The 23,438-nt window shown below is 68.6% G+C and carries 21 protein-coding genes; 11 read left to right on the forward strand and 10 right to left on the reverse strand.

Features of this window, described 5'->3' with window-relative positions:
- Positions 1-4 precede the first annotated feature (4 nt).
- Together FIF60_RS02700 and mtnA are read left to right on the forward strand one after the other, a co-directional pair.
- A complete protein-coding gene (locus FIF60_RS02700) occupies positions 5-484 on the forward strand; it encodes a UPF0262 family protein (protein WP_144183568.1) in 480 nt (159 codons plus the stop codon).
- A complete protein-coding gene (gene mtnA, locus FIF60_RS02705) occupies positions 484-1,569 on the forward strand; it encodes an S-methyl-5-thioribose-1-phosphate isomerase (protein WP_144183570.1) in 1,086 nt (361 codons plus the stop codon). The genes FIF60_RS02700 and mtnA overlap by 1 nt, the downstream gene beginning before the upstream one ends.
- Here the strand turns inward: mtnA and FIF60_RS02710 are convergent.
- Together FIF60_RS02710 and FIF60_RS02715 are read right to left on the reverse strand one after the other, a co-directional pair.
- A complete protein-coding gene (locus FIF60_RS02710) occupies positions 1,551-3,578 on the reverse strand; it encodes a TRAP transporter permease (RefSeq protein WP_144183572.1) in 2,028 nt (675 codons plus the stop codon). The two genes, mtnA and FIF60_RS02710, sit on opposite strands and share 19 nt — an antisense overlap.
- Positions 3,579-3,646: 68 nt before the next feature.
- Positions 3,647-4,660, reverse strand: coding sequence for a TAXI family TRAP transporter solute-binding subunit (locus FIF60_RS02715; protein ID WP_144183574.1), 1,014 nt, complete (start codon positions 4,658-4,660; stop codon positions 3,647-3,649).
- A gap of 168 nt (positions 4,661-4,828) precedes the next feature.
- On the opposite strand from FIF60_RS02715, the gene FIF60_RS02720 reads away from it, so the two are divergent.
- Genes FIF60_RS02720 through FIF60_RS02735 form a run of 4 tightly spaced genes read left to right on the forward strand, consistent with a single transcriptional unit; the run spans position 4,829 to position 7,792 of the window.
- On the forward strand, positions 4,829-5,671 hold the full coding sequence (locus tag FIF60_RS02720; RefSeq protein WP_144183577.1) for a transporter substrate-binding domain-containing protein: 843 nt from the start codon (positions 4,829-4,831) through the stop codon (positions 5,669-5,671).
- A complete protein-coding gene (locus tag FIF60_RS02725; RefSeq protein WP_275426702.1) occupies positions 5,668-6,420 on the forward strand; it encodes an amino acid ABC transporter ATP-binding protein in 753 nt (250 codons plus the stop codon). Before FIF60_RS02720 ends, FIF60_RS02725 begins: the two co-directional genes overlap by 4 nt.
- 13 nt (positions 6,421-6,433) lie before the next feature.
- The gene (locus FIF60_RS02730) at positions 6,434-7,114 is read left to right on the forward strand and encodes an amino acid ABC transporter permease (protein WP_144183582.1); all 681 of its coding nucleotides are present in this window, start codon (positions 6,434-6,436) and stop codon (positions 7,112-7,114) included.
- A gap of 6 nt (positions 7,115-7,120) precedes the next feature.
- Complete coding sequence (locus tag FIF60_RS02735; RefSeq protein WP_144183584.1) at positions 7,121-7,792, forward strand: amino acid ABC transporter permease; 672 nt, start codon at positions 7,121-7,123, stop codon at positions 7,790-7,792.
- A gap of 181 nt (positions 7,793-7,973) precedes the next feature.
- Here the strand turns inward: FIF60_RS02735 and FIF60_RS02740 are convergent, their stop codons facing one another.
- The 3 genes from FIF60_RS02740 to FIF60_RS02750 all read right to left on the reverse strand — a co-directional run bounded on the left by FIF60_RS02740 (position 7,974) and on the right by FIF60_RS02750 (position 9,425).
- Entirely contained in the window at positions 7,974-8,537 is a 564-nt protein-coding gene (locus FIF60_RS02740; protein WP_144183586.1) for a D-Ala-D-Ala carboxypeptidase family metallohydrolase, read from the reverse strand.
- 86 nt (positions 8,538-8,623) lie between these two features.
- Positions 8,624-9,004 carry a winged helix-turn-helix domain-containing protein gene (locus FIF60_RS02745; RefSeq protein WP_144183588.1) on the reverse strand — a complete coding sequence of 127 codons (381 nt, stop codon included), beginning with the start codon at positions 9,002-9,004 and terminating at the stop codon, positions 8,624-8,626.
- Positions 9,005-9,008: 4 nt separating this feature from the next.
- Complete coding sequence (locus FIF60_RS02750; protein WP_144183590.1) at positions 9,009-9,425, reverse strand: rhodanese-like domain-containing protein; 417 nt, start codon at positions 9,423-9,425, stop codon at positions 9,009-9,011.
- Positions 9,426-9,524: 99 nt separating this feature from the next.
- Here FIF60_RS02750 and FIF60_RS02755 point away from each other — a divergent pair, with 99 nt between their 5' ends.
- A complete protein-coding gene (locus tag FIF60_RS02755; RefSeq protein ID WP_239451467.1) occupies positions 9,525-10,541 on the forward strand; it encodes a cysteine synthase A in 1,017 nt (338 codons plus the stop codon).
- Positions 10,542-10,557: 16 nt separating this feature from the next.
- Positions 10,558-11,298: an SDR family oxidoreductase gene (locus FIF60_RS02760; protein WP_144183594.1), complete on the forward strand. Its 741-nt coding sequence runs from the start codon at positions 10,558-10,560 to the stop codon at positions 11,296-11,298.
- Here the strand turns inward: FIF60_RS02760 and FIF60_RS02765 are convergent.
- The 4 genes from FIF60_RS02765 to FIF60_RS02780 are packed head-to-tail and all read right to left on the reverse strand — an operon-like array spanning position 11,292 to position 15,259.
- Complete coding sequence (locus FIF60_RS02765; protein ID WP_144183596.1) at positions 11,292-12,074, reverse strand: ABC transporter permease; 783 nt, start codon at positions 12,072-12,074, stop codon at positions 11,292-11,294. The two genes, FIF60_RS02760 and FIF60_RS02765, sit on opposite strands and share 7 nt — an antisense overlap.
- Complete coding sequence (locus FIF60_RS02770; protein ID WP_144183598.1) at positions 12,071-13,252, reverse strand: ABC transporter permease; 1,182 nt, start codon at positions 13,250-13,252, stop codon at positions 12,071-12,073. The genes FIF60_RS02765 and FIF60_RS02770 overlap by 4 nt, the downstream gene beginning before the upstream one ends.
- Before the next feature lie 7 nt (positions 13,253-13,259).
- Positions 13,260-14,291 (reverse strand): extracellular solute-binding protein, encoded by a 1,032-nt coding sequence (locus FIF60_RS02775; protein WP_144183600.1) that lies wholly within the window; start codon positions 14,289-14,291, stop codon positions 13,260-13,262.
- The gene (locus FIF60_RS02780; RefSeq protein ID WP_158639033.1) at positions 14,288-15,259 is read right to left on the reverse strand and encodes an aminotransferase class IV; all 972 of its coding nucleotides are present in this window, start codon (positions 15,257-15,259) and stop codon (positions 14,288-14,290) included. Before FIF60_RS02780 ends, FIF60_RS02775 begins: the two co-directional genes overlap by 4 nt.
- Positions 15,260-15,311: 52 nt before the next feature.
- Here FIF60_RS02780 and FIF60_RS02785 point away from each other — a divergent pair, with 52 nt between their 5' ends.
- Positions 15,312-16,019 (forward strand): DUF2272 domain-containing protein, encoded by a 708-nt coding sequence (locus FIF60_RS02785; protein ID WP_158639034.1) that lies wholly within the window; start codon positions 15,312-15,314, stop codon positions 16,017-16,019.
- Between the two features lie 16 nt (positions 16,020-16,035).
- Here the strand turns inward: FIF60_RS02785 and FIF60_RS02790 are convergent, their stop codons facing one another.
- Positions 16,036-16,731 carry a helix-turn-helix domain-containing protein gene (locus tag FIF60_RS02790; protein WP_144183604.1) on the reverse strand — a complete coding sequence of 232 codons (696 nt, stop codon included), beginning with the start codon at positions 16,729-16,731 and terminating at the stop codon, positions 16,036-16,038.
- 176 nt (positions 16,732-16,907) lie between these two features.
- On the opposite strand from FIF60_RS02790, the gene FIF60_RS02795 reads away from it, so the two are divergent.
- Together FIF60_RS02795 and FIF60_RS02800 are read left to right on the forward strand one after the other, a co-directional pair.
- The gene (locus FIF60_RS02795) at positions 16,908-19,652 is read left to right on the forward strand and encodes a nitrate/nitrite transporter (RefSeq protein ID WP_144183605.1); all 2,745 of its coding nucleotides are present in this window, start codon (positions 16,908-16,910) and stop codon (positions 19,650-19,652) included.
- Positions 19,653-19,671: 19 nt separating this feature from the next.
- Complete coding sequence (locus FIF60_RS02800; RefSeq protein ID WP_144183606.1) at positions 19,672-23,418, forward strand: nitrate reductase subunit alpha; 3,747 nt, start codon at positions 19,672-19,674, stop codon at positions 23,416-23,418.
- The last annotated feature ends 20 nt before the right edge of the window (positions 23,419-23,438 follow it).

Here is a 23,438-nt window from a genome sequence, read left to right on the forward strand (position 1 = left end):
GGCGATGCCACACCACAGCCGCATTGCTGAGGTGGTGCTGGAAGGCGAGGCGCTGACGCGGCTGAACGACGAGCTCGAGGCCGACCGCGCGACCGCGGTGGCCGACATCCTCCACGAGAACCGTTTCGTTCCCGCCGGCGCCCCCAAGGGGCCGTACCGGCTGCATCTCGGACTGATCGAGGGTCGCCTCGCCTTCGACATCCGCCGGGCGGACGGCGTGCCGATCACGGCGATCGTGCTCGCGATGGGTCCCTTCCGGCGGCTGATCAAGGACTACCTGATGATGGTCCACGCCCATGTCGAGGCGGTGGGCGAAGGGCGCGAGACACGGATCCAGGCCATCGACATGGGCCGCCGCGGCCTTCACAACGAGGCGGCAGAGCTCCTCCGGCGCCGGCTCGACGGCAAGATCGAGGTCGATTTCGACACGGCGAGGCGGCTCTTCACGCTCATCTGCGTCCTGCACCAGCGGCTCACGCACTGATGCGCATCGGCGGCGAGACAACGAGGAGCATCGTGCCCGGAGCCGACGGCGCGTCGTTCCGCGTGCTCGACCAGACGCTGCTTCCCTGGCGCGTCGAGTGGCTGACGATCCGCGATGCCGGCGCCGCGGCGCACGCCATCCGCTCGATGCAGGTTCGCGGCGCGCCGCTCATCGGGGCCACGGCCGCCTTCGGCCTCGCCCTCGCGCTTCGGGAGGGTGCCTCGGACGCGGCGCTTGCTGAGGCCGAGTCAGCGCTCGCCGCCACACGGCCGACGGCGGTCAACCTTGCCTGGGCGCTCGCCCGCGTGCGCCGGGCGGCGGCGTCGGTCCCGCCGGCCGACCGTGCAGCCCGCGCCTGGGCCGAAGCCATCGCCATCGCCGACGAGGACGAAGCCGCCTGCGCAGCGATCGGCCGGCATGGTCTGCCGCTTCTCTCCGCGATCGCTGCCCGCAAGGGGCGGGTGAACGTGCTGACACACTGCAACGCCGGGTGGCTGGCGACCGTCGATTGGGGAACGGCGACCGCGCCGATCTACGCCGCGCACGATGCCGGGCTGGACATCCACGTCTGGGTGGACGAGACGCGGCCGCGCAACCAGGGCGGCGCGCTGACGGCGTTCGAGCTCGGCGCGCATGGGGTGCCGCACACCGTCATCGCCGACAATGCGGGCGGGCACCTGATGCAGCGCGGCGCGGTGGACATCGTGCTCGTTGGCACCGACCGGGTGGCCCGCAACGGGGATGTCGCGAACAAGATCGGCACCTACCTCAAGGCGCTCGCAGCGCACGACACCGGCGTGCCCTTCTGGGTCGCGCTGCCCTTCTCGACGATCGACTGGACGGTCGCTGACGGGCTTCGCGACATCCCGATCGAGGAACGGTCGGCACGCGAGATGACGCATGTGCACGGCCAGGCGGAAGACGGCACGCCGATGACGCTCCGCGTCGTCGCGCCCGGCAGCCCTGCCGCCAACCCCGCCTTCGACGTGACGCCCGCGCGGCTCGTGACCGGCCTGATCACCGAGCGGGGGCGATGCGCCGCCTCCGAGGGGGGACTTCGCCGCCTCTACCCGGACGCCGCCTGAACCCTGCCGCGCCCGGCCATGTAGTTGATGGCGAGGATCGGCACCACGATGCAGGTTCCGATCAGCGTCGGCGTCGTTCCGGGGGCGATCATCAGCAGGCTCGCCGCCAGAAGCGGCGCGCGAGACAGCCAGCCCATCGGCGCGAACGCATAGCCGGTCAGCGCGACGCCGAGCGCGCAGACACCGAGCGCGCAGGAGGTCGTCACCAGCAGGAACTCGCCGATCGTGAAGCCTGGCGCGACAATCAGCATCGCCGGCGAATAGGCGAACACGAACGGCACAAGTGCCTTGGCGGAGCCGAGGCGGAAGGCGGTCAACCCCGTCTTGAACGGGTTGGCGCCGGCGATGCCGGCCGCGGCATAGGCGGCCACGCAGACGGGCGGCGTCAGGTCGGCCAGCAGCCCGTAGTAGAAGATGAAGAGATGCGCGGCGATCGGCGGCACGCCCAGTTGCTCCACAGCCGGGGCGGCGATCGCTGCGAGCACGATGTAGAGCGCAGTCGTCGGAATGCCCGCTCCCATCGCGATGCAGGTGAGCGCCACGAAGAGCAGCGTCAGGAACAGGGTGATGCCCTGCATCGAGGCAAGCTCGAACGGCAGGATCGCAAAGATGGGGTAGATCTCCGCGGCGAGGTTGCCGGCCGCCTGCGTCACCATGAAGGAGAGGCGGAACGCCGCGCCCGTCAGCGTGATGACGCCGACGACGATGCCCACCGCCGCCGCCGCGACGCCGACGGCGAGGGCATATTTTGCACCCGTCTCGAGCGCGTCCCAGAGGTCGCGCAGCGTGATCCGGTTCATCGGGTTCAGGAAGCCGACGACAACGCAGGCGGTGATGCCGTTGAAGGCGGCGAGGTAGGGCGTGTAGCCCTCCATGATCGTGCCGACGAGGATGATCAGCGGGATCACCGTCGGCCAGCCGCGCTTGATCGTGGGCCAGACCCTCGGGAGCTCGTGCTCCTCCATGCCCCGGATGCCGCTGCGCTTGGCCTCGAGGTGCACCTGGATGAGCACGCCGAGATAGTGCATCGCCGCCGGAACGATGGCCGCGATGATGATGGTGGTGTACGGCACGCCGAGGAACTCGGTCATGATGAAGGCGGCCGCACCCATGATCGGTGGGGTGATCTGCCCGCCAGCGCTCGCCGCCGCCTCGACTGCGCCTGCGAAGGTGCCGCGATAGCCGATCTTCATCATCGCCGGGATGGTGAGGCTTCCCGTCGTCACCGTGTTGGCGATCGAGGAGCCCGAGATCGTGCCGAAGAAGGCCGATGAGAGCACTGACACCTTCGCCGGGCCGCCCGGGTAGCGGCCTGCGGCGGCGGTCGCGATGTCGATGAAGAACTGGCCGAGGCCCATCTTCGTCGCGATCACGCCGAACAGGACGAAGTGGAACACGAAGGTGGCGACGACCTTGATGGGGATGCCGAAAATCCCCTCCTGCGTCATGTAGAGCTGGCTGATGAAGTTGCCGAAGCTCGCGCCCGGGTGGGCCAGCACGCCGGGAACCAGGTACCCGAACAATCCGTACAGGATGAAGATGATGACGATGATGGGCAGAACGATGCCCATAGACCGCCGCGTCGCCTCCAGCACAAGGACGATGAGGATCGTCCCCATGACGAGGTCCCAGGTATTGGGCACCCCGATGCGGAAGGTCAGGTTGCTGAAGTCGTAAGGCAGGTACATGACCACGACGATCGACACCGCCGCGAGCAGCCAGTCGGTCACCGGCACGCCGCCGAGGCGGGGCATCATCCCCGGCGTGTCGGTCCGCCCCGCGCCGAACAGGACGAAGATGAGCGCGAGCACCGCGCCGAGATAGATCGCGTTGTGCCAATGCTCCGGCGGCACGCCGAAGCCCGCCGTGTAGTACTGGTAGAGCGAGAGCGCCACGAGCGTGAACGACACGAGCACCCCGGCGGGGCCGTGCAAGGTCCGGAAGTTCAGCTCCGGGTCGTACTGCCGCTCGAGTTCGGAGGCCTTGTCGTAGTCGATCGATGTGGTCATGCGGCGCCCTGCTTCAGGCGCGGCGGGTGGCGCGCTGCCGCACCACCCGCCACGTGGTCAAAGGACGCTCAGCGCAGCATGCCGGCTTCGCGATAGAACCGCTCCGCGCCCGGATGCAGCGGCACCTCGCCCCGCCCTTCGAGCGCGGTCTGGGCGACGATGTCGCGCGCCCGAACATGGCCGCGCTGCAGGAGGCTCTTCGTCGTCTCGCTCCAGAGGCTCTTGGTGATCTCGTAGACGAGATCATCGGCAACCTGGGAGCTGACGATCCACACCGCGCCGACCGAGAGGGTCGGCACGTCCTCGGTCACGCCCTCATACGTGCCCTTCGGGATCACGCCGCGGCTGTAGAACGGCGCGCGCTGGTTCACCGCCTGGATCTGCGCATCGGTGAACGGCAGGACGCGGCAGCCCGCGCGGCTGCAGAACTCGGTGAAGGCGGCAGCCGGCGCGGCGACGACCTGCAGAACCGCATCGAGCCCGCGGTCCTGCATCCGCTCCACGCCCTGCGCGGCGGAAAGGTACTCGGGCGTGTATGCCCCCCTCAGCCCCGCCGCATCGAGCACGAGCTCGGACCCGATGCGCGCACCGGACGCCTGGAGGCCGACGACCACCCGCTTGCCGCGAAGGTCCTCGAGCCTCTGCACCGGGCTATCGCGCCGCACCACGGCGTGCAGCTGCTCGCCGAAGAGATGGGCGATGAAGCGAACCCGGTCTGCCTTCGGCCGCCCCTCGAACAGGCCCGTGCCGGTATAGGCCCAGTGCGCGACGTCGGACTGCGAGAAGCCGCTCTCTGCCGCGCCGGACTGGATGAGGTTCACGTTCTGGACCGAGCCCTGGGTCGCCTGAGCGACGGCAACGAGGCCCGGAACGCCGGCCGTGCCGCCGGCATCGCGGCACGGCGCTCCAGGCGGGCAGGAGATCGCGTTCGCGATCATGCCGCCGATCGGATAATAGGTGCCGCCGGCCGCACCGGTGCCGATGCGGAAGAATTGCGGCGCCTGCGCGGTGGCAGGGCCGGCGAGCGCCAGCCCGGCGAGTGCGGCTGCCGCCATGAGCGTGCGGCGCGGTGTGATGGGCATCTCGATACCTCCCGTGACGATGCATCCCTGGCCCGGACGCTACAGGCGCCGCCCCCCATGATCAACGCTCCGGGTAATCGGCCCTCCCGCGGCGAAGCGGTGCGGTTGCCGGCTGGCGCCTGCTGCGCAATGCTGGCCTGAACCGACGAAGAACAGGTGGTGTTCATCATGGGTAGATCACGGCTTCTCCTCGCCGGCGCGGCGGCAGCCTGCCTCGGCCTCGCAAGCCCGGCCGCAGCGCAGGCGCCGCTGCGCTGCGCGGTCGACGGCACGTTCGCCCCGCATGCGATGCCGAAGCTCGGCGGCGGCATCGAGGGCTTCAACGTCGACCTCTTCAACGAGGTGGCCAAGCGGATGGGCCGGCCGCTGCAGATGGACAGCGCGAGCTTTTCGGGCCTGATCCCCGCGATGAATGCCGGCCGCTACGACTTCCTCTGCGCGCCGACGACGGCGACGGCGGAACGGGCCCAGAACATGCTGTTCACGGAAGGCTACATCTACACGGCCTTCCAGTTCGGCATCCGCCGCGGCTCGGCTCCGATCAAGGACCTCGAGGAGCTTCGCGGCAAAACGATCTCGGTGAACAAGGGCAGCGCCTACGACACGTGGGCCCAGGCGAACGCGGCGCGGTACGGCTTCACGGTGCAGGCCTACGACACCAACACAGACGCCGTGCAGGCGGTGATCGCCGGCCGGGCCTATGGCAATCTCGCGGGCAACACGGTGGTGCGCTATGCCGCGACCCGCACTCCGCAATTCGTGCCCGACCTCGTGCTGCGCGACACCCGCGCGCACTGGGCCGCGCCCTTCCCGCTCCAGTCGAAGGAGTTGCGCGACGAGGTGGACCGGGTGCTCGAGTGCATGAAGAAGGACGGCACGATCGCCCAGCTTTCCGAGAAGTGGTTCGGTGTGAAGCCCGAGGCAGACGACGCCGAGAACACGCCCTTCCCGGGCCGCGGGGTGCCTGGCCTCGCCGGCTACGACGCCACGCCGCACGAGAAGGGGTGCTGAGCGGGGTGGCGACAGCGCGCCCCATCGTCGATGCGATAGGCATCCACAAGCATTTCGGCGCCCTTCATGTCCTGAAGGGCGTCGATCTCGTCGTGTCGGAGCGGGAGCTCGTCTTTGTCATCGGCCCGTCCGGAAGCGGCAAGTCGACGCTTCTGCGCTGCTGCAACAGGCTCGAGACGCCGTCCTCCGGCTCGGTGATGGTCGATGGCATCGACCTGCTCGACCGCCGGACCGACATCAATCTCGCCCGCCAGCGCATCGGCATGGTGTTCCAGCAATTCAACCTCTACCCGCACATGACGGCGCGGGGGAACGTGACGCTGGCGCTGCGCAAGGTCGCCGGCAAATCGCGCGCGGAGGCAGACGAGCTCGCCGACGCCGCGCTCGCGCGCGTCGGGCTCGCAGAGAAGGCAGAGGCCTACCCGCTCGAGCTTTCGGGTGGCCAGCAGCAGCGCGTCGCCATCGCGCGCGCCATCGCGCTCGAGCCGCGCGTGATGCTGTTCGACGAGCCCACCTCGGCGCTCGACCCCGAGCTTGTGGGCGGCGTGCTCGCCGTGATGCGGTCACTTCGCGAGGCCGGCATGACGATGGTCGTCGTCAGCCACGAGATGGCCTTCGCCCGTGCGGCGGCCGACCGCGTGGTGTTCATGGACCATGGCGTGATCGTCGAGCAGGGAACGCCCGCCCAGGTGTTCGGCGCCCCGCAGCAGGAGCGCACCCGCGCCTTCCTCCGCCAGCTCGACCATTGAGCCCAGCCGTGCGATGACCGACTGGGACCGTTTCGTCTTCACCTTCTTCAATTGGAAGGTGATGGCCGAGTACCTGCCGAAGATCGTCGAGGGGTTCATCCTGACGGTCGAGCTCGCGCTTCTCATCGTCGTCTCCGGCCTCGCTCTGGGGCTTGCGCTCGCCGTCATCCGCAGCTTCGGCATCCGACCGCTAAACTGGCTGATCGTGTTCGTGGTCGATCTGTTCCGCGCGCTTCCCCCGCTCGTGATCATCGTGCTGATCTACTTCGGCCTGCCGAGCCTCGGGCCGGCGCCGTCGGGCTTCGTCTCGACCTGGATCAGCCTGACGCTCGTTCTCGCCGCCTTTGCCGAGGAAATCGTCTGGGGCGGCATCCTCGCCGTGCCGAAGGGGCAGTGGGAAGCCGCGCGCTCGACCGGCCTCGGCTTCACCGCGACGCTAACCCATGTCGTTCTGCCGCAGGCGCTTCGCATCTGCATCCCGCCGCTGACGAACCGGACGATCGCGATCACCAAGGGAACCGCGCTCGGCAGCGTCGTGGCGGTGGCGGAGATCCTGTCGGTCGCCTCGGGAGCCGTCGCCTTCTCCTCGAACCCCTCGCCGCTCACCCTGGGCGCGATCGCCTACCTGATCCTGTTCATCCCCGTCGTCGCGTTCGGCCGCTGGGTCGAGACGCGGTTCGCCTGGAAGCGGTAGCCGGCGATGGAGGAGTTCCTCTTCACCTTCTTCAACATCGAGGTGATGCGCGCGGCCTCGCCGATCCTGCTGCAGGGCTTGTGGATGACGCTGCTGCTCATCCTCGCCGCCGTGCCGCTCGGCCTCGCGGGCGGCGTGGTGCTCGCGGTGCTGTCGGTGTTCCGCCACCCGATGATCCGCTGGCCGCTGATCGCGTGGGTGGATTTCTTCCGCGCCTTTCCACCCCTCGTGCTGCTCGTGTTCATCTACGCCGGCCTGCCCTTCGCCGGCATCGAGATCGGCGCCTTCGGCTGCGTGGCGATCGGCTTCTTCCTCAACACCTCATCCTATTATGGGGAGATCCTGCGAGCGGGCATCGAGAGCATCCCGCGTGGGCAGGTGGAGGCGGCACGGTCGACGGGGCTCTCCGCCACGCAGACGATGGGCTACGTCATCCTGCCGCAGGCCGTGCGGAACGTCCTGCCGGACCTCGTCTCGAACACGCTCGAGGTGGTGAAGCTCACCTCCATCGCCTCCGTCGTCGCACTGCCCGAGCTGCTGTTCCAGGCACGCCAGGCCCAGAGCGTGACCTACAACCCCTCGCCGATCGTCGCCGCGGCGATCGTCTATTTCCTCATGCTCTGGCCGGTGGTGCGCCTGCTCAGCCGGCTCGAGCACAAGGCCGTCGCGCGGCGATAGCGTTCAGAGCCGGCCTGAGCATTCGCTGCCGTGAGCCGGATGGCGCGGTTTCCGAGAACCGGAGCGGAGCGGGCTTCCGGCCCGTGAGCACCGGAAGCACGGGAACCCGATGCCAGGCGAAACCGATGCCAGACGAAACCGATGCCAGACGGCCGCGGCAGTAGAATGATCGGGCCGGCTTTCACTCGCCGTCGTCATCCTCGCCAGACAGCATCCCGCGCGTGTCGAGATGGGTGAAGTTCTGCTTCATGTAGGGCTTCACGAAGCCGCGGAAGGTGAACCAGCAGCCGAGCACGCCGGCAGAGACCTTGCGTGGCATCTCACCGAACGGAATGTTCCCCTTGCTCACCTTCACCGCCTTGCGCTGGAAGTCGAGCGGCGACCAGAACCACTCGCTGTTCTCCCAGCCCTTGAGGATCGGCACCACCTTGTCCGGCTTCATGCCCGTGACGCGGAAGTCGATCGCCGTGAAGGCCTGGTGCTGCGAGAGCGGGGCCCTGCCCTTGTTCTTCTCCGGGTCGTTGTACGCCTCCGTTCGGTAGACGCTAATCAGCTTGATGCCGCAGCCCGTATGCTCGCGCAGATGATCGAGGATGAGGATCGTCGGCACGATGTTGTGCCAGATCGTCACCGGTGGCGGTCCGTTGTCCGGCCTGTAGCGGCCGACGAGAAGCTCGTCCGCGTTGAAGAAGTTGAGGCCCAGGCTGTCCACGAAGGTCTCGAACTGCGTCTTGCTGAAAGCCATCGTCGCGCTCCTTACCCATGGCTGCAGGGCAGCTCTTGTGGAGGGCGGACGATAGCGCGTTCAGGAGGCCGATGACGTGAGGTTCGTCACCCGCCGTCGCTCGGGGCTTCGCGCGCGGCATGCCGCAGCGCAGCGAGGTCCTCCGCCGTCGCCGCGGCCGCACCTGCCTGGATGGCCCTGTAGCGGGCGAGCACCGCCTCGCCGTCGCCCGTCAGCGTCGCGCCGCCTCCGGCGGCCCCACCCTTCGTCGCGGCCACGAGCGGGGAGCGGAACATGGCGTTCAGCGTCTCGACGAGCGACCAGGCGCGCTTGTAGCTCATGCCGAGGCGGCGCCCGGCGGCCGCGATCGAGCCCGTCTCGGCAATGCCCTGCAACAGGTCCGCCTTGCCGGGGCCGAACGAGACGCCCGGCACGAGATCGACGCGCACATGCAGGGCGGGGAGCGTGCCGCGGCCCCGGCGTTTCATCCGCCTAGCCCTGCTTCCAGGGCAGGCCCGCGGCGATCCAGCCGGCACGCGTGCGCCGGTGGCCGGCGGGATCGAGCGGCCCCTCGAACCCGTCGGCGATGTTGAAGCACGCGCCGTATCCGGCCTCCCTCGCGGCCTTAGCTGCGGCAAGGCTGCGCGCGCCGGAACGGCAGAGGAAATAGAGCTTGTGGCCGGGGGTGAGCCCCTGCTCGCCGAGCGCGGTGACGAACCCGTCATTGACAGACATGGCGGGAAACAGCTGCCAGGCGATGCGGTGGACCGGCTTGCCAACCTCCGAGAGGTCGGGCACGCCCACATAGGTCCACTCCGCATCGGTGCGGACATCGACGAGGGCGGCCGCCGGGTCGCGCTTCAGGGCCTCCCAGGTCTCCCGCACCGTCACGTTCGGGATGTCGCTCATGCAGATCCTCCCATGCGGCGGCCGGGCCCAGGTTGCATCCGCGCCGCTCTGGCGCTTGTGTAGCGTCGCGCTGGCATTGGCGAAAGCATGGAGAGACGCGTGGAGACAGGTGCGGGCGGCGTTGCGGACGGGCTCATCGGCGCCATCGGCAACACGCCATTGATCAGGCTTCGGCGCGCATCCGAGGCCACGGGCTGCACGATCCTCGGGAAGGCCGAGTTCATGAACCCGGGCGGGTCGGTGAAGGACCGCGCCGCGCTCGCGATCGTGAGCGATGCCGAAGCCAAGGGCCTGCTTCGTCGAGGCGGGACGATCGTCGAAGGCACGGCCGGCAACACCGGCATCGGCCTCACCCTCGTCGGCAACGCGCGCGGCTACCGGAGCGTAATCGTGATGCCGGAGACGCAGAGCCGGGAGAAGATCGAGTTCCTGCACATGATCGGCGCCGAGCTTCGCCTCGTCCCGGCAGCCCCGTTCAAGGACCCCGGCAACTATGTCCATGTCTCGCGCAGGCTCGCCGAGGAGCTCGCGACGAGCGAGGCGAACGGGGCGATCTGGGCGAACCAGTTCGACAATCTTGCCAACCGCGAGGGCCACCGCACCACGACGGGGGAGGAGATCTGGCACCAGACCGGCGGGTCGGTCGATGCCTTCACCTGCGCCTGCGGCACGGGCGGGACGCTAGCCGGCGTGGCGATGGCGCTGAAGGCACGGAAGCCCGCCGTGCGCATCACGCTCGCCGACCCGATGGGCAGTGCACTCTATTCCTGGAAGAGCAGCGGCACGCTGGAGCTCTCGGGCAGCTCGATCACGGAGGGAATCGGGCAGAGCCGCGTTCCCGGCAACCTCGAGGGCGCGCCGATCGACGATGCGATCCAGGTGACGGACGAGGAGATGCTCGAGCAGGTCTTCGACCTGACGATCCACGAGGGGCTTTCCGTCGGCGGCAGCGCGGGGCTGAACGTCGCGGCGGCCATCCGGGTGGCGCGCGCGCTCGGACCTGGCCACACGGTGGTCACGATCCTCTGCGACGGCGGCGCGCGCTACCAGAGCAAGCTCTTCAATCCCGAGTTCCTGAGCGGCAAGGGGCTTCCCGTGCCGCCGTGGATGGCCTGACCAGGAGAGAACCATCATGGCATCGGATCGTTTCGCAGGCCGCGTCGCCGCGGTCACCGGCGGGGCGCGCGGCATCGGCCTGGCCGTCGCCGAGCGCATCGCGGCCGAAGGCGGGCGCGTCGCCCTCTGGGACGTCGACCTCGCCGAGGCGGAGAAGGTCGCCGCACGGCTCGGCGGCGCGGCCGTGAAGGTCGATGTGGCGGACGATGCGTCCGTCGCGGCGGCGGTGGCGGCAACGGAGGCGGCGCTCGGGCCGGTCGACATCCTCGTCAACAATGCCGGCATCACCGGGCCGAACGGGCCGGTCGAGAGCTATCCGGTCGATGCCTGGCGGCGGGTGATCGACATCGACCTCACGGGGGTGTTCCTCTGCTCGCGTGCCGTGGTGCCTGGCATGCGCGCGCGCGGGCGTGGGCGGATCGTCAACGTCGCCTCGATCGCCGGGAAGGAGGGCAACCCGAATGCGGCGGCCTATTCCTCTGCCAAGGCGGGCGTGATCGCGCTGACCAAGGCGCTCGGCAAGGAGCTCGCCGATACGCCGATCCGGGTGAACTGCGTCACGCCTGCTGCGGTGAAGACCGACATCTTCGCGCAGATGAGCGAGCAGCACATCGGCTGGATGCTCTCGAAGATCCCGATGGGCCGGTTCGGCCTGGTCGAGGAGGTGGCCTCGCTGATCTGCTGGCTCGCCTCGGACGAGGCGTCGTTCTCGACAGGCGCGGTGTTCGACATCTCCGGCGGCCGTGCGACCTACTGACGCCGCCGGGCCCAGCTCGTCAGCGCGAGCAGCACCGTGGAGCACAGGAAGAGCATGACGGAGGCTGCACAGATGGCAGGAGAGAGGAACTCGCGCACGCTCGCATAGATCTGCCGCGGCAGGGTGTACTGCGCCGGGCCGGCGATGAAGAGCGTGATGATGAACTCGTCGAACGAGGTCGCGAAGGCGAACACCGCGCCCGTGAGGATGCCCGGGGCGATCAGCGGCACGACGACGCGGCGAAAGGCGACATGCGGCGGCGCGCCGGAAGCCGCAGCGGCGCGGAGCAGCGTCATGTCGAAGCCCTTCAGCGCCGCGAGCACGGCGATCAGCACGAACGGCACCGCGACGACGGTGTGGGCCAGCACGAGGCCGGCGAGCGTGCCGGAAAGCCCCGCAAGCGAGAAGGCGAGGAAGACCGAGGCGGCGGTGACGATCGAGGGCGTCACGATCGGCAGGCTGAACAGGGCGATCAGCACGGCCTTGCCACGGAAGCGCCCGAGCGTGAGCCCGAGCGCTGCAAGCGTGCCGAGCGTCGTGGCGACGACAGTGGTGGCGACGGCGACGACGAGGCTGTTGCGGGCGGCGAGAAGCCATCGGCCGGAGGTGAAGATCTCCTCATACCAGCGGAGCGAGAAGCCCTCCGGCGGAAAACGCATCACCTCGGTCGGTGCGACGGACAGCGGGATGATCGCGGCCATCGGCGCCAGCAGGAAGGCGAGCACGAGGAGGGCGAGCGCCCCGATCGCCACCCGCCAGGCCCAGGCGGCGCTCATGGCGACAGCCGCCCCTTGAGCGCCGCCGGAAGCAAGAGCCGCGCCGCCGCGATCGCGCAGGCGGCGAAGCCCATCAGGAGCACCGACAGCGCAGCCGCCATGCCCCAGTTGACCTCGCGGTTGATGAACAGTGCGATGAAGGAGGCGACGAGCTGGTCCCTCGGCCCGCCGAGCAACGCGGGCGTGATGTAGAACCCGACGGCGAGCAGGAACACGATGAACCCGCCTGCGGCGATGCCGGGGAAGGCGAGCGGCAGGTAGACGCGCAGCGCCACCTGCACAGGTGAGCCCCCCAGCGAGGCCGCGGCGCGGATGAGCGCACGGTCGATCCCCTTCATCGCCGCATAGGCGGGTAGGATCGCGAAGGGGAGCAGGACATGCAGCATCGCGACGATGACGGCGATGCGCGTGCCGATGAGCTGGACCGGCGCCTCCGTCAGCCCGAGCGCGACGAGGGTCGCGTTCACCGGCCCCTCGCGCTGCAGCAGGACGAACCAGGCAGTGGTTCGCACGAGGATCGACGACCAGAACGGCACCAGCACGGCGAGCAGCCCGAGCCCGGCCCAGCGCGGCGGCAGCGAGGCAAGCAGGAAGGCGACGGGCGCCGCAAGAAGCGTGGCCAGAAGCGTCACGATCACCGCCACGCCGAGGGTGCGGAGGAAGAGGGTGAGGAACAGCCGGTCCTCCTCCCCCATGCGCGTCACCGCACCGCCTGGTGCCTGGTCGAGATCGAGCGCGCGCAGGAGATAGAGCGGCGTCACCGGGCCGGTGGCGTCGCGGAGCCTGAGCCAGGTGTCCCGCTCACCCCAGCGCGGATCGAGGGCGGGAAGCGACACCGCGTACGGCGCAGTGAGGCCGTCCGCGGCCCGCGCGGTGCGCAGAAGCAGCGCGCGCTGGCCGCCGGCGGCGAAGTTCATGCGCTGGGCGAGCGGGCCCAGCCTGCGCTCCTCGAGCGCGACGCCCAGTTCGTCGGCGACGGCAGCGAAAGCCTCCTCGCCGGGAAGCGCCTCTCCATCCCATGCGGCGAGCGCGTGGTGCGTGCGGGGAAGCGTATCGGCAAGCTCGCGATCTGCCACCGCCGTCAGCAGCGTCGTGCCGAGCGGCACAAGGAACGCCGCCGCGAGCAGAAGCAGGAGCGGCGCGACGAGGACCGCTGCGAGAGCGTTCTGCCCCCTCACCCGACCGTCAGCGGTTCAGCCAGGCGGCGAAGCGGCGCTCGAGCTCCGGCCCGTGCTCGATCCAGAACTCCGTCGAGATGTTGAGCCCCTTCTCGACGTGGTTGGTCATCATCAGCGGGTTGCGGGCGCGCACCTCCACATCGTTCGCCACCGCCGCTGTGACGGGGTTGATCGGCCAGAGCCTGGTCAACTCCAGAAGCGGCGCAGGATCGGTGATGAACTCGATCATGCGCATCGCTGCCGGTGCGTGCGGCGAGCCGCGCACCACCGCCCAGTAGTCGTATGCGTAGAGAAGCGTCTCCCACTTGAGCGCGTAGGCAGCACCTGAGCGCATGGCATTCGTCGTCCGCCCCACGAAGCCTACGGCGTAGGCAACCTCCCCGGCATTGACGAGCTCGATCGGCTGCTGCCCGCCCGACCAGAACATCAGCTCCGGCCGAAGTGCATCGAGCCTCGCGAAGGCGCGCGCCTGGCCCTCGGGGGTTGCGAGCACGCGATAGACGTCTCCCGGGGCAACGCCGTCGGCCATCAGCGCAACCTCCAGCGTGATCCGTGCCCCGCGCCGGAGAGCCCGCTTGCCCGGGAAGGTGCGCGTGTCCCAGAACTCGGCATAGGTGGTCGGCCCGTTCGCGTTGCGGCGCGTGTCGTAGAATACCGCCACGCCCCAGCCGATCGCGCCCGCGCCGCAGGTGATCGCGCCGCCCGGCAGGAACTTGTCGCGCCGCACGACCGACCAGTCGATCCGCTCGAACACGCCGTCCTCGCAGCCCTGAACGAGATCGGGCGCCTCGACCATCACCACGTCCCAGGTGACGTTGCGCGCCTGAACCATCGCCCGGATGGGGCCGACATTGTAGTCGTAGGAGGTGTCCGCAACCGCTATTCCGGAAGCGCGCGCGAAGGGCTGGAACAGCGTCGAGCGCATATGGTCCTGCAGCGGGCCGCCGCCGGCGACGATGGTGAGGTCTCGTGCCCCGGCCGGCGCGGCGGCGAGCATCGCGGCGAGGCCGATGGCGCACAGGGCGCGGGTAGGGATCATGAAGCCCTCCTGGACGTATTGGGCAGAAGAGAGGCGACGGGCGTGATCCGCCAGCCTTCGTTCTTGCGCCGATAATAGGTGTTGAGCAGCCGTGTCGTGACCGGCCCTGGCCGGCCCGAACCGATCGGCGCGCCGTCGAGCCGCGTGAGAGGGAACAGCCCGCAGGACGTCGACGTTATGAAGGCCTCGTCCGCTGCCGCGAGAATCTCCGGCGCGAGAGTGCCGTAGCGGCCTGCGATGCCGAGATCGGCCGCGATCTCCATCATCGTCCGGCAGGAGATGCCCTCGAGCACACCCGCCTCGGCGGCGAGAAGACCTTCCCGCGTCACCGCGACCACGTTGAACCCAGGCCCCTCCGCGACGTTGCCCTCCTGGTCGAGCAGGATGGTCGTGTCGAAGCCGGCATCCTTGGCGAGGAACAGCGCGCGGGTGAAATCGCCCCAGTGCGTGTTCTTCCAAACCGGGTTCACCGAATTAGCGGGAATGCGGCGGATGTCGCGCGAGATCGTCGCATCGAGACCGCGCCGCATCTCATCCGGCTGGCCGCGCAGCACGAGAGGCTGGGCATAGGCGAAGAAGCGGTTCGCTGCCGTGCGCGGGTCGCGCGAGCCTGGCGGCGCCTGGCCACGCGTGCAGGCGAAGTAGACGAGCGTGTCGGCGAGTCCGCTTCGGTCGACGAGCTCTGCAAGCAAGGCGGCGAGGGCATTGCGCGGCAGGCCGGGGGCGAGCCGAAGCCCGGCGCAGGAGGCCTCGAAGCGATCGAGATGGTCCTCGAGCCGGAAGAAGCCGCCCCGCCAGGTATGGACGACGTCGTAGGTCATGTCGGCATACATCAGGCCGAAATCGCGCACCGGGATGCGGGCCTCGGAAAGCGGAACGAAGGTTCCATCGATGAAGGCGACCGCGCGGGAGAAATCGGCCTGCGCGGCACTCAGATGGTCAGGAACCTCGAGTGTCTCCTCGCTCACCACAGCACCTTCCCTGCACAGCCGGCGGCATCGTGGAAGCACGGTCGGCAGCGTGTCAACGCGGCTCCGGCTTGCCCGGCGCGGCCGCGTGGTGAAGACTCGGCGCACGATGGCACGGATGGATACGACCGCTGACCGCCTCGCCGCCTGGGCGGAAGGCGAGGAAGCGCGCTTCCTCGGCAGGCTCGAGGACGAGGAGCCCTGCAACGGCTGGATCGCCGAATACTGGCGCATCGTCGGCGATGCCGCGGAGCGCCCGGCCTATCGCCACGTCGATGGGCGGACGGTCGATGCTGCGGGCGATCGCTGGGCCTGGTCGGCCGCCTTCATCGGGGCAGGCGTGTGGTTCGCCTCGTCCGGCGCGCCCTGGTTCGCCTACTGCGAATGGCACAGCACCTACGTGCGCGATGCCATCCGCCGCGCGGCCGAGGGGGGGGCACAGCCCTATCGCGCGTACCCGATCGGCACGACCGCGCTGCGGCGTGGCGACATCGTCGTGCAATGGCGCGCCGGCCTCGGCGACGGGGCGCCAGACCGGCCGGTGACCTTCGAGGCCGCGTCGCGCATCGAGCCGTTCACGAGCCATGGCGACATCGTCGTCTCCGTCGGCGCCGATGCCGCGGAGATCATCGGCGGCAACCTCTCCGACACGGTGATGCGCCGACACCTCGCGCTCGACGGCACAGGCCACCTCGCCGACGCGGGGCAGCTGCGCGGACATTGGTTCGCGCTGCTGCGCTTCGAGGAGGCCGCAGCGTAGGTCAGGCAGCCCCTCGCTAGCCCCCGGCGATCGAGCCCAAGCGGCCCGCTGCGGAGGCAAGCCTCGAGCGGTCATTCACCCGAACCGTCCTGCCGGTCGCCGCGATCGCGCCCTGGTCGCTCAGCGCAGCGATGGCGCGCGAGAAGCTCTCCGGGCTCATGCCGAGCCGGCGGGCGAGAACACGCTTCGTCTCGGTCAACGCGATCACGTCGCCCGCCTGCTCGCTCTCGCGCAGCAGCCAGTCGGCCAGCCGCTCCGTCGCACCGAGGGACTTCAGGTCCTTGATCTGCCCGATCAGCAGGCGCCAGTGGCCGGCCAGCATGTCCACCACCGCGCGGGCAAAGCGGGGCTCACCGTCGAGCTCGGCGCGGAAGACATCGGCACGGATGGTCATCACGCGGGATTCCTGCATCAGCCGGCAAGACGCCAGGTAGGGAAGGCCGAGCACGACGGCCGGCACGAGCAGGAACGTTCCGGGCCCGAAGATCTCGATCACGGTCTCCTGCCCACTCTTCGCGGTGGAGACGAGCGCGGCACGGCCGGTGAGCACGACATGAGCCGCCTCCGGAACGGTCCCTTCCTCGAACAGGACCGTTCCCGCGGGGAGGATCTGCACGATGCTTCCCGCGAGCAGCCGGCCGAGACTCGCATCGCTCAAAGCCGATCCAACGCCGGCTTCCCGGAGCAGATCGATCGCCTGTCGTCCCAGCATGGCTGCGCCCTCCCGAACCTTGGCAAATGTCAAGGCGATGCTTGATCGATGCGCTGCACCATAAAACAAAAGCGCGGCGCGGTTGCCAAACTTGATCTGGCTCAACAACCGCTGGTGCTGCCACGATGAGGCTTCCTTCAGCACCCGACTTCCGGGTGAGGACGGAGCATAGAACGATGGGTCAGCCTCTCCCCGACGCGGTCCCACCTGGCGCGCGGCAGGCGATGTGGATGAGCACGGTCGCCTTCACCGTGTGTTTCGCGGTGTGGACGATCTTCTCGATCATCGGCGTTCAGATCAAAAGAGATCTTGGCCTGAACGACACGCAATTCGGCCTGCTCGTGGGCACGCCGATCCTGACGGGAAGCCTGATCCGCCTGCTCCTCGGCATCTGGACCGACCAGTATGGCGGCCGGATCGTGTTCACGGGCGTGATGGTCTCGGCCGCGATCGCGACCTTCCTCCTGACCTTCGCGTACGACTACCCCACCTTCCTCATCGCGGCCCTTGGCGTCGGCATCTCGGGCGGCTCCTTCGCCGTCGGCATCGCCTATGTCTCGAAATGGTTCCCGAAGGATAAGCAGGGCACCGCGCTCGGCGTGTTCGGCGCGGGCAATGTCGGCGCTGCGGTCACCAAGTTCTTCGCTCCGCTCGTGATGGTGGCGTTCGGCTGGACCGCGGTCGCGCAGCTCTGGGCGCTCGGGCTTCTGGTGATGGCGGCGGTGTTCTGGTTCACGACGAAGGACGACCCGCAGCTGGAGGCGAGGCGGGCCGCGGGCGTGAAGCCGGAGCCCCTCTCCGCGATGCTCGTGCCGCTCAAGAACATCCAGGTCTGGCGCTTCAGCCTCTACTACTTCTTCGTGTTCGGCGCCTTCGTCGCGCTGGCGCTGTGGCTGCCGCGGTACATCATCGACACCTATGGGTTCGGCATCGCCGCCGCCGGCATGATCGGCGCCGCCTATTCCGTTCCGGCCTCGATCTTCCGCGCCTATGGCGGCGTCCTGTCGGACAGGTACGGCGCCAGGAGGGTGATGTACTGGACGCTCGGCGTCTCCGTCATCGTGAGCTTCATCCTGTCCTATCCGCCAACGACCTACGTGGTGGACGGAATCCAGGGGCCGATCACCTTCCGGCTCGCCACCGGGGTCATCCCCTTCATCGTTCTCGTCTTCGTGCTCGGCTTCTTCATGAGCCTCGGCAAGGCGGCCGTCTACAAGCACATCCCGGTCTACTACCCGAACCATGTCGGCGCGGTGGGCGGCATCGTGGGGCTGATCGGCGGCCTCGGCGGCTTCATCCTGCCGATCGTGTTCGGCCTGATGAACGACCTCACGGGCATCCGGCAGTCCTGCTTCATGCTTCTGTTCGCGATCAGCACCGTGGCGCTGGTGTGGATGCATGTCGCGATCCTCAGGATGGAGCGCGAGGCGGCAGGGCCGGCGCTCGCCGGGCTGCCCGAGCTTCCCGAGATGCAGCCCATCCACGGACCCGCGCAGGCAGGCGCCCTGCGTGGCCACGCGATCGAGGACTGGCGGCCCGAGGAAGAGCAGTTCTGGGCCGACAGGGGCCGGGCAATCGCGCGGCGCAATCTCTGGGTCTCCATCCCGTGCCTTTTCCTCGCCTTCGCGGTGTGGATGGTGTGGTCGGTCGTCGTGGCGAAGCTTCCCGCCGTCGGCTTCCGGTTCGACACGGGCCAGCTCTTCTGGCTCGCCGCCCTGCCCGGCCTCTCCGGCGCGACGCTCCGGGTGTTCTACTCCTTCATGCCGCCGATCTTCGGCGGGCGGCTCTGGACGACCGTGTCCACCTGGTCGCTGCTGATCCCCGCGGTGGGCATCGGCCTTGCGGTGCAGAATACCGCCACGCCCTACTGGGTGTTCCTGCTTCTCGCGCTCGCCTGCGGCTTCGGTGGCGGCAACTTCGCCTCTTCGATGGCGAACATCTCGTTCTTCTTCCCCAAGCGCGAGAAGGGCAACGCGCTCGCGCTCAACGCCGGGCTCGGCAATCTCGGCGTCAGCGCGGTGCAGTTCGTGGTGCCGCTCGTGATCACAGCGGGCGTGTTCGGCGCGCTGGGCGGCGATCCGGCCACGGTGACGCAGGCGGGAGCGCAGACAAGGCTCTGGCTGCAGAACGCCGGTTTCATCTGGGTGCCGTTCATCGCCGCAGCGGCCTTCGCCGCCTGGTTCAAGATGGACGACATCGCCAGCATGAAGGCCTCCTTCACAGACCAGGCCGTCATCTTCCAGCGCAAGCACAACTGGATCATGTGCTGGCTCTACACCGGAACGTTCGGCTCCTTCATCGGCTACTCCGCCGGCTTCCCGCTGCTCGCACGCACCCAGTTCCCTGAGGTGGACGCGCTCCAGTTTGCGTTCCTCGGCCCCCTCGTCGGCGCCGTCTCCCGCTCCGTGACGGGCTGGGTGTCGGACCGATGGGGCGGCGGCCGCGTCACCTTCTGGGTGTTCGTCGCCATGGCGCTCGGCGTCTACGGGGTGATCCACTTCATCGGCATCAAGGACCAGCCGGGCGCGTTCTGGGGCTTCTTCGCAAGCTTCCTCTTCCTGTTCTTCGCAAGCGGCGTGGGCAACGCGTCCACCTTCCAGATGATCCCCGCGATCATGGGCAAGGACATGACGCGGCTGATGCCCGGCGCGAACGCCACCGAGCGGCGCGTGCAGGCCGACAAGGAGAGTGCCGCGATCATCGGCTTCACCTCCGCCATCGCCGCCTACGGCGCCTTCTTCATCCCGAAGAGCTACGGCACCGCCATCGCGATGACCGGCGGGCCGCAGGCGGCGCTCTGGGCCTTCTTCGCCTTCTACCTGAGCTGCATCGCGATCACCTGGGCGGTCTACACGCGCAGAGGTGGCCTTCTCTACGACATCGAGCATCGGCAGCGCCCCGCTGCCCCCGCCGCGGCCTGAGACAGGAGGACAATCCGAGATGAGCCACTTCCTCGACCGCCTGACCTTCCTCCAGAAATACGCCGGCACCTTCTCCAACGGCCATGGCGAGGTGACCACCGAGAGCCGCGCCTGGGAGGATGCCTATCGTTCCCGCTGGGCAACGGAGAAGGTGGTGCGCTCGACGCACGGGGCGAACTGCACCGGCTCATGCTCGTGGAAGATCTACGTCAAGGGCGGCATCGTCACCTGGGAGACGCAGCAGACGGACTATCCGCGCACGCGGCCCGACCTGCCGAACCACGAGCCGCGCGGCTGCTCGCGGGGCGCCTCCTACTCCTGGTACCTCTACAGCGCCAACCGCCTGAAATACCCGATGGCGCGCAAGCGGCTCATCAAGCTGTGGCGCACCGCGAAGGCGAAGCATGGCGACCCCGTCCTCGCCTGGAAGTCGATCCAGGACGATCCCGCGCAGCGGCGCGAGTACCAGGCCGTCCGCGGCATGGGCGGGTTCGTGCGCATCTCCTGGGAGGAGGCCGAGGAGATCGTCGCCGCCGCGAACGTCCACACGGTGAAAACCTGGGGGCCCGACCGCGTCATCGGCTTCTCGCCGATCCCGGCGATGAGCATGGTCAGCTACGCCGCAGGCAGCCGGTATCTCTCCCTGATCGGCGGCGTCTGCATGAGCTTCTACGACTGGTACTGCGACCTGCCGCCCTCCTCGCCGCAGACCTGGGGCGAGCAGACCGACGTTCCCGAGAGCGCGGACTGGTTCAATGCGGGCTTCATCATAATGTGGGGCTCGAACGTGCCGCAGACGCGCACGCCCGATGCCCACTTCATGGCCGAGGCGCGCTACCGCGGCACGAAGGTGGTGACGGTCACGCCGGACTATTCGGAAGCCTCGAAGTTCGCCGATCTCTGGCTGCATCCGAAGCAGGGCACCGATGCCGCGCTCGCGCTGGCGATGGGCCATGTCATCCTCAGCGAGTGGCATGCCAAGGACAGGGGCGAGTACTTCGTCGACTACTGCCGCCGCTACACCGACATGCCGATGCTCGTGCTGCTCGCGGAGCAGGACGGGCGCCTCGTTGCCGATCGCCAGCTCCGCGCCTCGGACCTCGCCGACAATGCGGGCCAGACCAACAACCCGGACTGGAAGACGGTCGCAATCGACGATGCATCGGGCGAGCCCTACGTGCCGACCGGTTCGATCGGCTTCCGCTGGGGCGAGCAGGGCAAGTGGAACCTCGAGGGGCGCGATGCCCGCACGCTCGAGTCGGTGACGCCGCGGCTCTCGCTGGTCGGAGACGGCGCCACCGCGCAGGTGACGTTCCCCTATTTCGGCGATCTCGCGCAGCCCTTCTTCAATCCGACCGCGCTCGGCCAGACGATGACGAGGACGGTGCCCGTGCGCAGCATCACGCTCGCCGACGGGAGGGAGGCGAAGGTCGCGACGGTCTATGACCTCATGCTCGCCAACTACGGCGTCGAGCGTGGCTTCGGCGACGGCGCGGCGAGCTACGAAGCCATGGCCCCATATACGCCGGCCTGGGCAGGCATGGTGTGTGGCATCCCCGCGAAGCAGATCGTCACGGTCGCGCGCGAGTTCGCCGACAATGCCGAGAAGACGCGCGGCAAGTCGATGGTGATCCTCGGTGCCGCGCTGAACCACTGGTACCACTCCGACATGAACTACCGCGGCATCATCAACCTGCTGGTGATGTGCGGCTGCATCGGCCAGTCCGGCGGCGGCTGGGCACACTATGTCGGGCAGGAGAAGCTGAGGCCGCAATCGGGCTGGATCCCGCTTGCCTTCGCGACTGACTGGCACCGCCCGCCGCGGCAGCAGAACTCCACCTCGTTCTGGTACGCGCACACCGACCAGTGGCGCTACGAGACGGTGTCGGTCGGCGAGATCCTCTCGCCCACCGCGCCGCGCAAGCTCTCCGGCGCGCTGATCGACTTCAACGTGCGCGCCGAGCGCATGGGCTGGCTTCCCTCGGCGCCGCAGCTCGCGCTCAACCCGCTTACGGTCGCGGCCGACGCGGCCAAGGCCGGGCAGGAGGTTCCGGCCTGGCTCGCGGGCGAGCTCTCCGCCGGGCGCATCACGATGTCCTGCGAGGATCCCGACCATCCGGTGAACTGGCCACGCAACCTGTTCGTCTGGCGGTCGAACCTGCTCGGCTCCTCGGGCAAGGGTCACGAGTACTTCCTCAAGCACCTGCTCGGCACGCAGAACGGCGTGCAGGGCAAGGACCTCGGCGAGGAGGGGCGGGCGAAGCCGGAGGAGGTCGCCTGGCACGGCGAGGCGCCGAAGGGCAAGCTCGACCTCCTGGTGACGCTCGACTTCCGCATGAGCACCACCTGCATGTACTCCGACATCGTCCTGCCCACCGCCACGTGGTACGAGAAGAACGACCTCAACACCTCAGACATGCACCCGTTCATCCACCCGCTGACCACGGCGGTGGACCCCGCCTGGGAAAGCCGGAGCGACTGGGCGATCTTCAAGGGCATCTGCAAGCGGTTCAGCGAGCTTTCGAGAGGTCATCTCGCCGTCGAGAAGGACGTGGTGCTCACCCCGCTGATGCACGACAGCCCTGCCGAGCTCGGCCAGACGCATGTCGTGAAGGAGTGGCGCAAGGGCGAGGTCGCGCCGATCCCGGGCAAGACGATGCCTGGCGTGACGGTGGTCGAGCGCGACTATCCGAACACCTATGCCCGCTACACGTCGCTCGGCCCGCTTCTCGAGAAGCTCGGCAACAACGGCAAGGGCATGACGTGGAAGACCGGCGACGAGGTTGAGTTCCTCCGCCAGCTCAACGGCACCGTCGAGGTGCCTGGCGTCGAGACGCCGCTCGCGCGCATCGACAGCGACATCGATGCCTGCGAGGTGATCATGCATCTCGCCCCCGAAACCAACGGGCATGTCGCGGTGAAGGCGTGGGAGGCCCTCGGCAAGGCCACGGGGATCGACCACACGGGCCTCGCCAAGCCCAAGGAGCACGAGGCGATCCGCTTCCGCGACATCGTCGCCCAGCCGCGCAAGATCATCTCCTCGCCTGTCTGGTCGGGGCTCGAGAGCGAGGAGGTCTGCTACAACGCCGGCTACACGAACATCCACGAGCTCATACCGTTCCGCACCCTGTCGGGGCGGCAGCAGCTCTACCAGGACCATCCCTGGATGCTCGCCTTCGGCGAGGCGCTCTGCGTCTATCGTCCGCCGATCGACCTCAAGGCCCACCAGGCGATGACGGGCCGCGCGCCGAACGGCAACAAGGAGATCGCGCTCAACTTCATCACGCCGCACCAGAAATGGGGCATCCACTCGGTCTACACCGACAACCTGATCATGCTGACGCTCTCGCGCGGCGGCCCGATCGTCTGGATCTCGGAGGTCGACGCCGCGGAGGCCGGCATCGAGGACAATGACTGGGTGGAGGCGTTCAACCTCAACGGCGCGCTCTGTGCCCGCGCCGTCGTCTCCCAGCGCGTGCCGAAGGGCATGATCATGATGTACCACGCACAGGAGAAGATCGTGAACGTGCCGGGAAGCGAGATCACCCACGCCCGCGGCGGCATCCACAACAGCGTCACCCGTGCCGTCATCAAGCCGACGCACATGATCGGCGGCTATGCGCAGCAGGCCTATGGCTTCAACTACTACGGAACGATCGGCACGAACCGTGACGAGTTCGTCGTCGTCCGCAAGATGGCGAATGTCGCATGGCTCGATGGTCCGCGCCTGACGCACCAGGCGGCAGACCTCAAGGCGGCCGAGTGAGCGCGGCGCGAGCAAGGGAG

It is taken from the genome of Elioraea rosea, from assembly GCF_007644105.1.
Taxonomy (GTDB): Bacteria; Pseudomonadota; Alphaproteobacteria; order Acetobacterales; family Acetobacteraceae; genus Elioraea_A; species Elioraea_A rosea.

What these genes read in the sequence shown, in the direction of transcription:
- FIF60_RS02700 (WP_144183568.1), top strand. Translation starts at nt 5, where the DNA reads ATGCCACACCACAGCCGCATTGCTGAGGTGGTGCTGGAAGGCGAGGCG.
- mtnA (WP_144183570.1), top strand. Translation starts at nt 484, where the DNA reads ATGCGCATCGGCGGCGAGACAACGAGGAGCATCGTGCCCGGAGCCGAC.
- FIF60_RS02710 (WP_144183572.1), bottom strand. Translation starts at nt 3,578, where the DNA reads ATGACCACATCGATCGACTACGACAAGGCCTCCGAACTCGAGCGGCAG.
- FIF60_RS02715 (WP_144183574.1), bottom strand. Translation starts at nt 4,660, where the DNA reads ATGCCCATCACACCGCGCCGCACGCTCATGGCGGCAGCCGCACTCGCC.
- FIF60_RS02720 (WP_144183577.1), top strand. Translation starts at nt 4,829, where the DNA reads ATGGGTAGATCACGGCTTCTCCTCGCCGGCGCGGCGGCAGCCTGCCTC.
- FIF60_RS02730 (WP_144183582.1), top strand. Translation starts at nt 6,434, where the DNA reads ATGACCGACTGGGACCGTTTCGTCTTCACCTTCTTCAATTGGAAGGTG.
- FIF60_RS02735 (WP_144183584.1), top strand. Translation starts at nt 7,121, where the DNA reads ATGGAGGAGTTCCTCTTCACCTTCTTCAACATCGAGGTGATGCGCGCG.
- FIF60_RS02740 (WP_144183586.1), bottom strand. Translation starts at nt 8,537, where the DNA reads ATGGCTTTCAGCAAGACGCAGTTCGAGACCTTCGTGGACAGCCTGGGC.
- FIF60_RS02745 (WP_144183588.1), bottom strand. Translation starts at nt 9,004, where the DNA reads ATGAAACGCCGGGGCCGCGGCACGCTCCCCGCCCTGCATGTGCGCGTC.
- FIF60_RS02750 (WP_144183590.1), bottom strand. Translation starts at nt 9,425, where the DNA reads ATGAGCGACATCCCGAACGTGACGGTGCGGGAGACCTGGGAGGCCCTG.
- FIF60_RS02760 (WP_144183594.1), top strand. Translation starts at nt 10,558, where the DNA reads ATGGCATCGGATCGTTTCGCAGGCCGCGTCGCCGCGGTCACCGGCGGG.
- FIF60_RS02765 (WP_144183596.1), bottom strand. Translation starts at nt 12,074, where the DNA reads ATGAGCGCCGCCTGGGCCTGGCGGGTGGCGATCGGGGCGCTCGCCCTC.
- FIF60_RS02775 (WP_144183600.1), bottom strand. Translation starts at nt 14,291, where the DNA reads ATGATCCCTACCCGCGCCCTGTGCGCCATCGGCCTCGCCGCGATGCTC.
- FIF60_RS02790 (WP_144183604.1), bottom strand. Translation starts at nt 16,731, where the DNA reads ATGCTGGGACGACAGGCGATCGATCTGCTCCGGGAAGCCGGCGTTGGA.
- FIF60_RS02795 (WP_144183605.1), top strand. Translation starts at nt 16,908, where the DNA reads ATGGGTCAGCCTCTCCCCGACGCGGTCCCACCTGGCGCGCGGCAGGCG.
- FIF60_RS02800 (WP_144183606.1), top strand. Translation starts at nt 19,672, where the DNA reads ATGAGCCACTTCCTCGACCGCCTGACCTTCCTCCAGAAATACGCCGGC.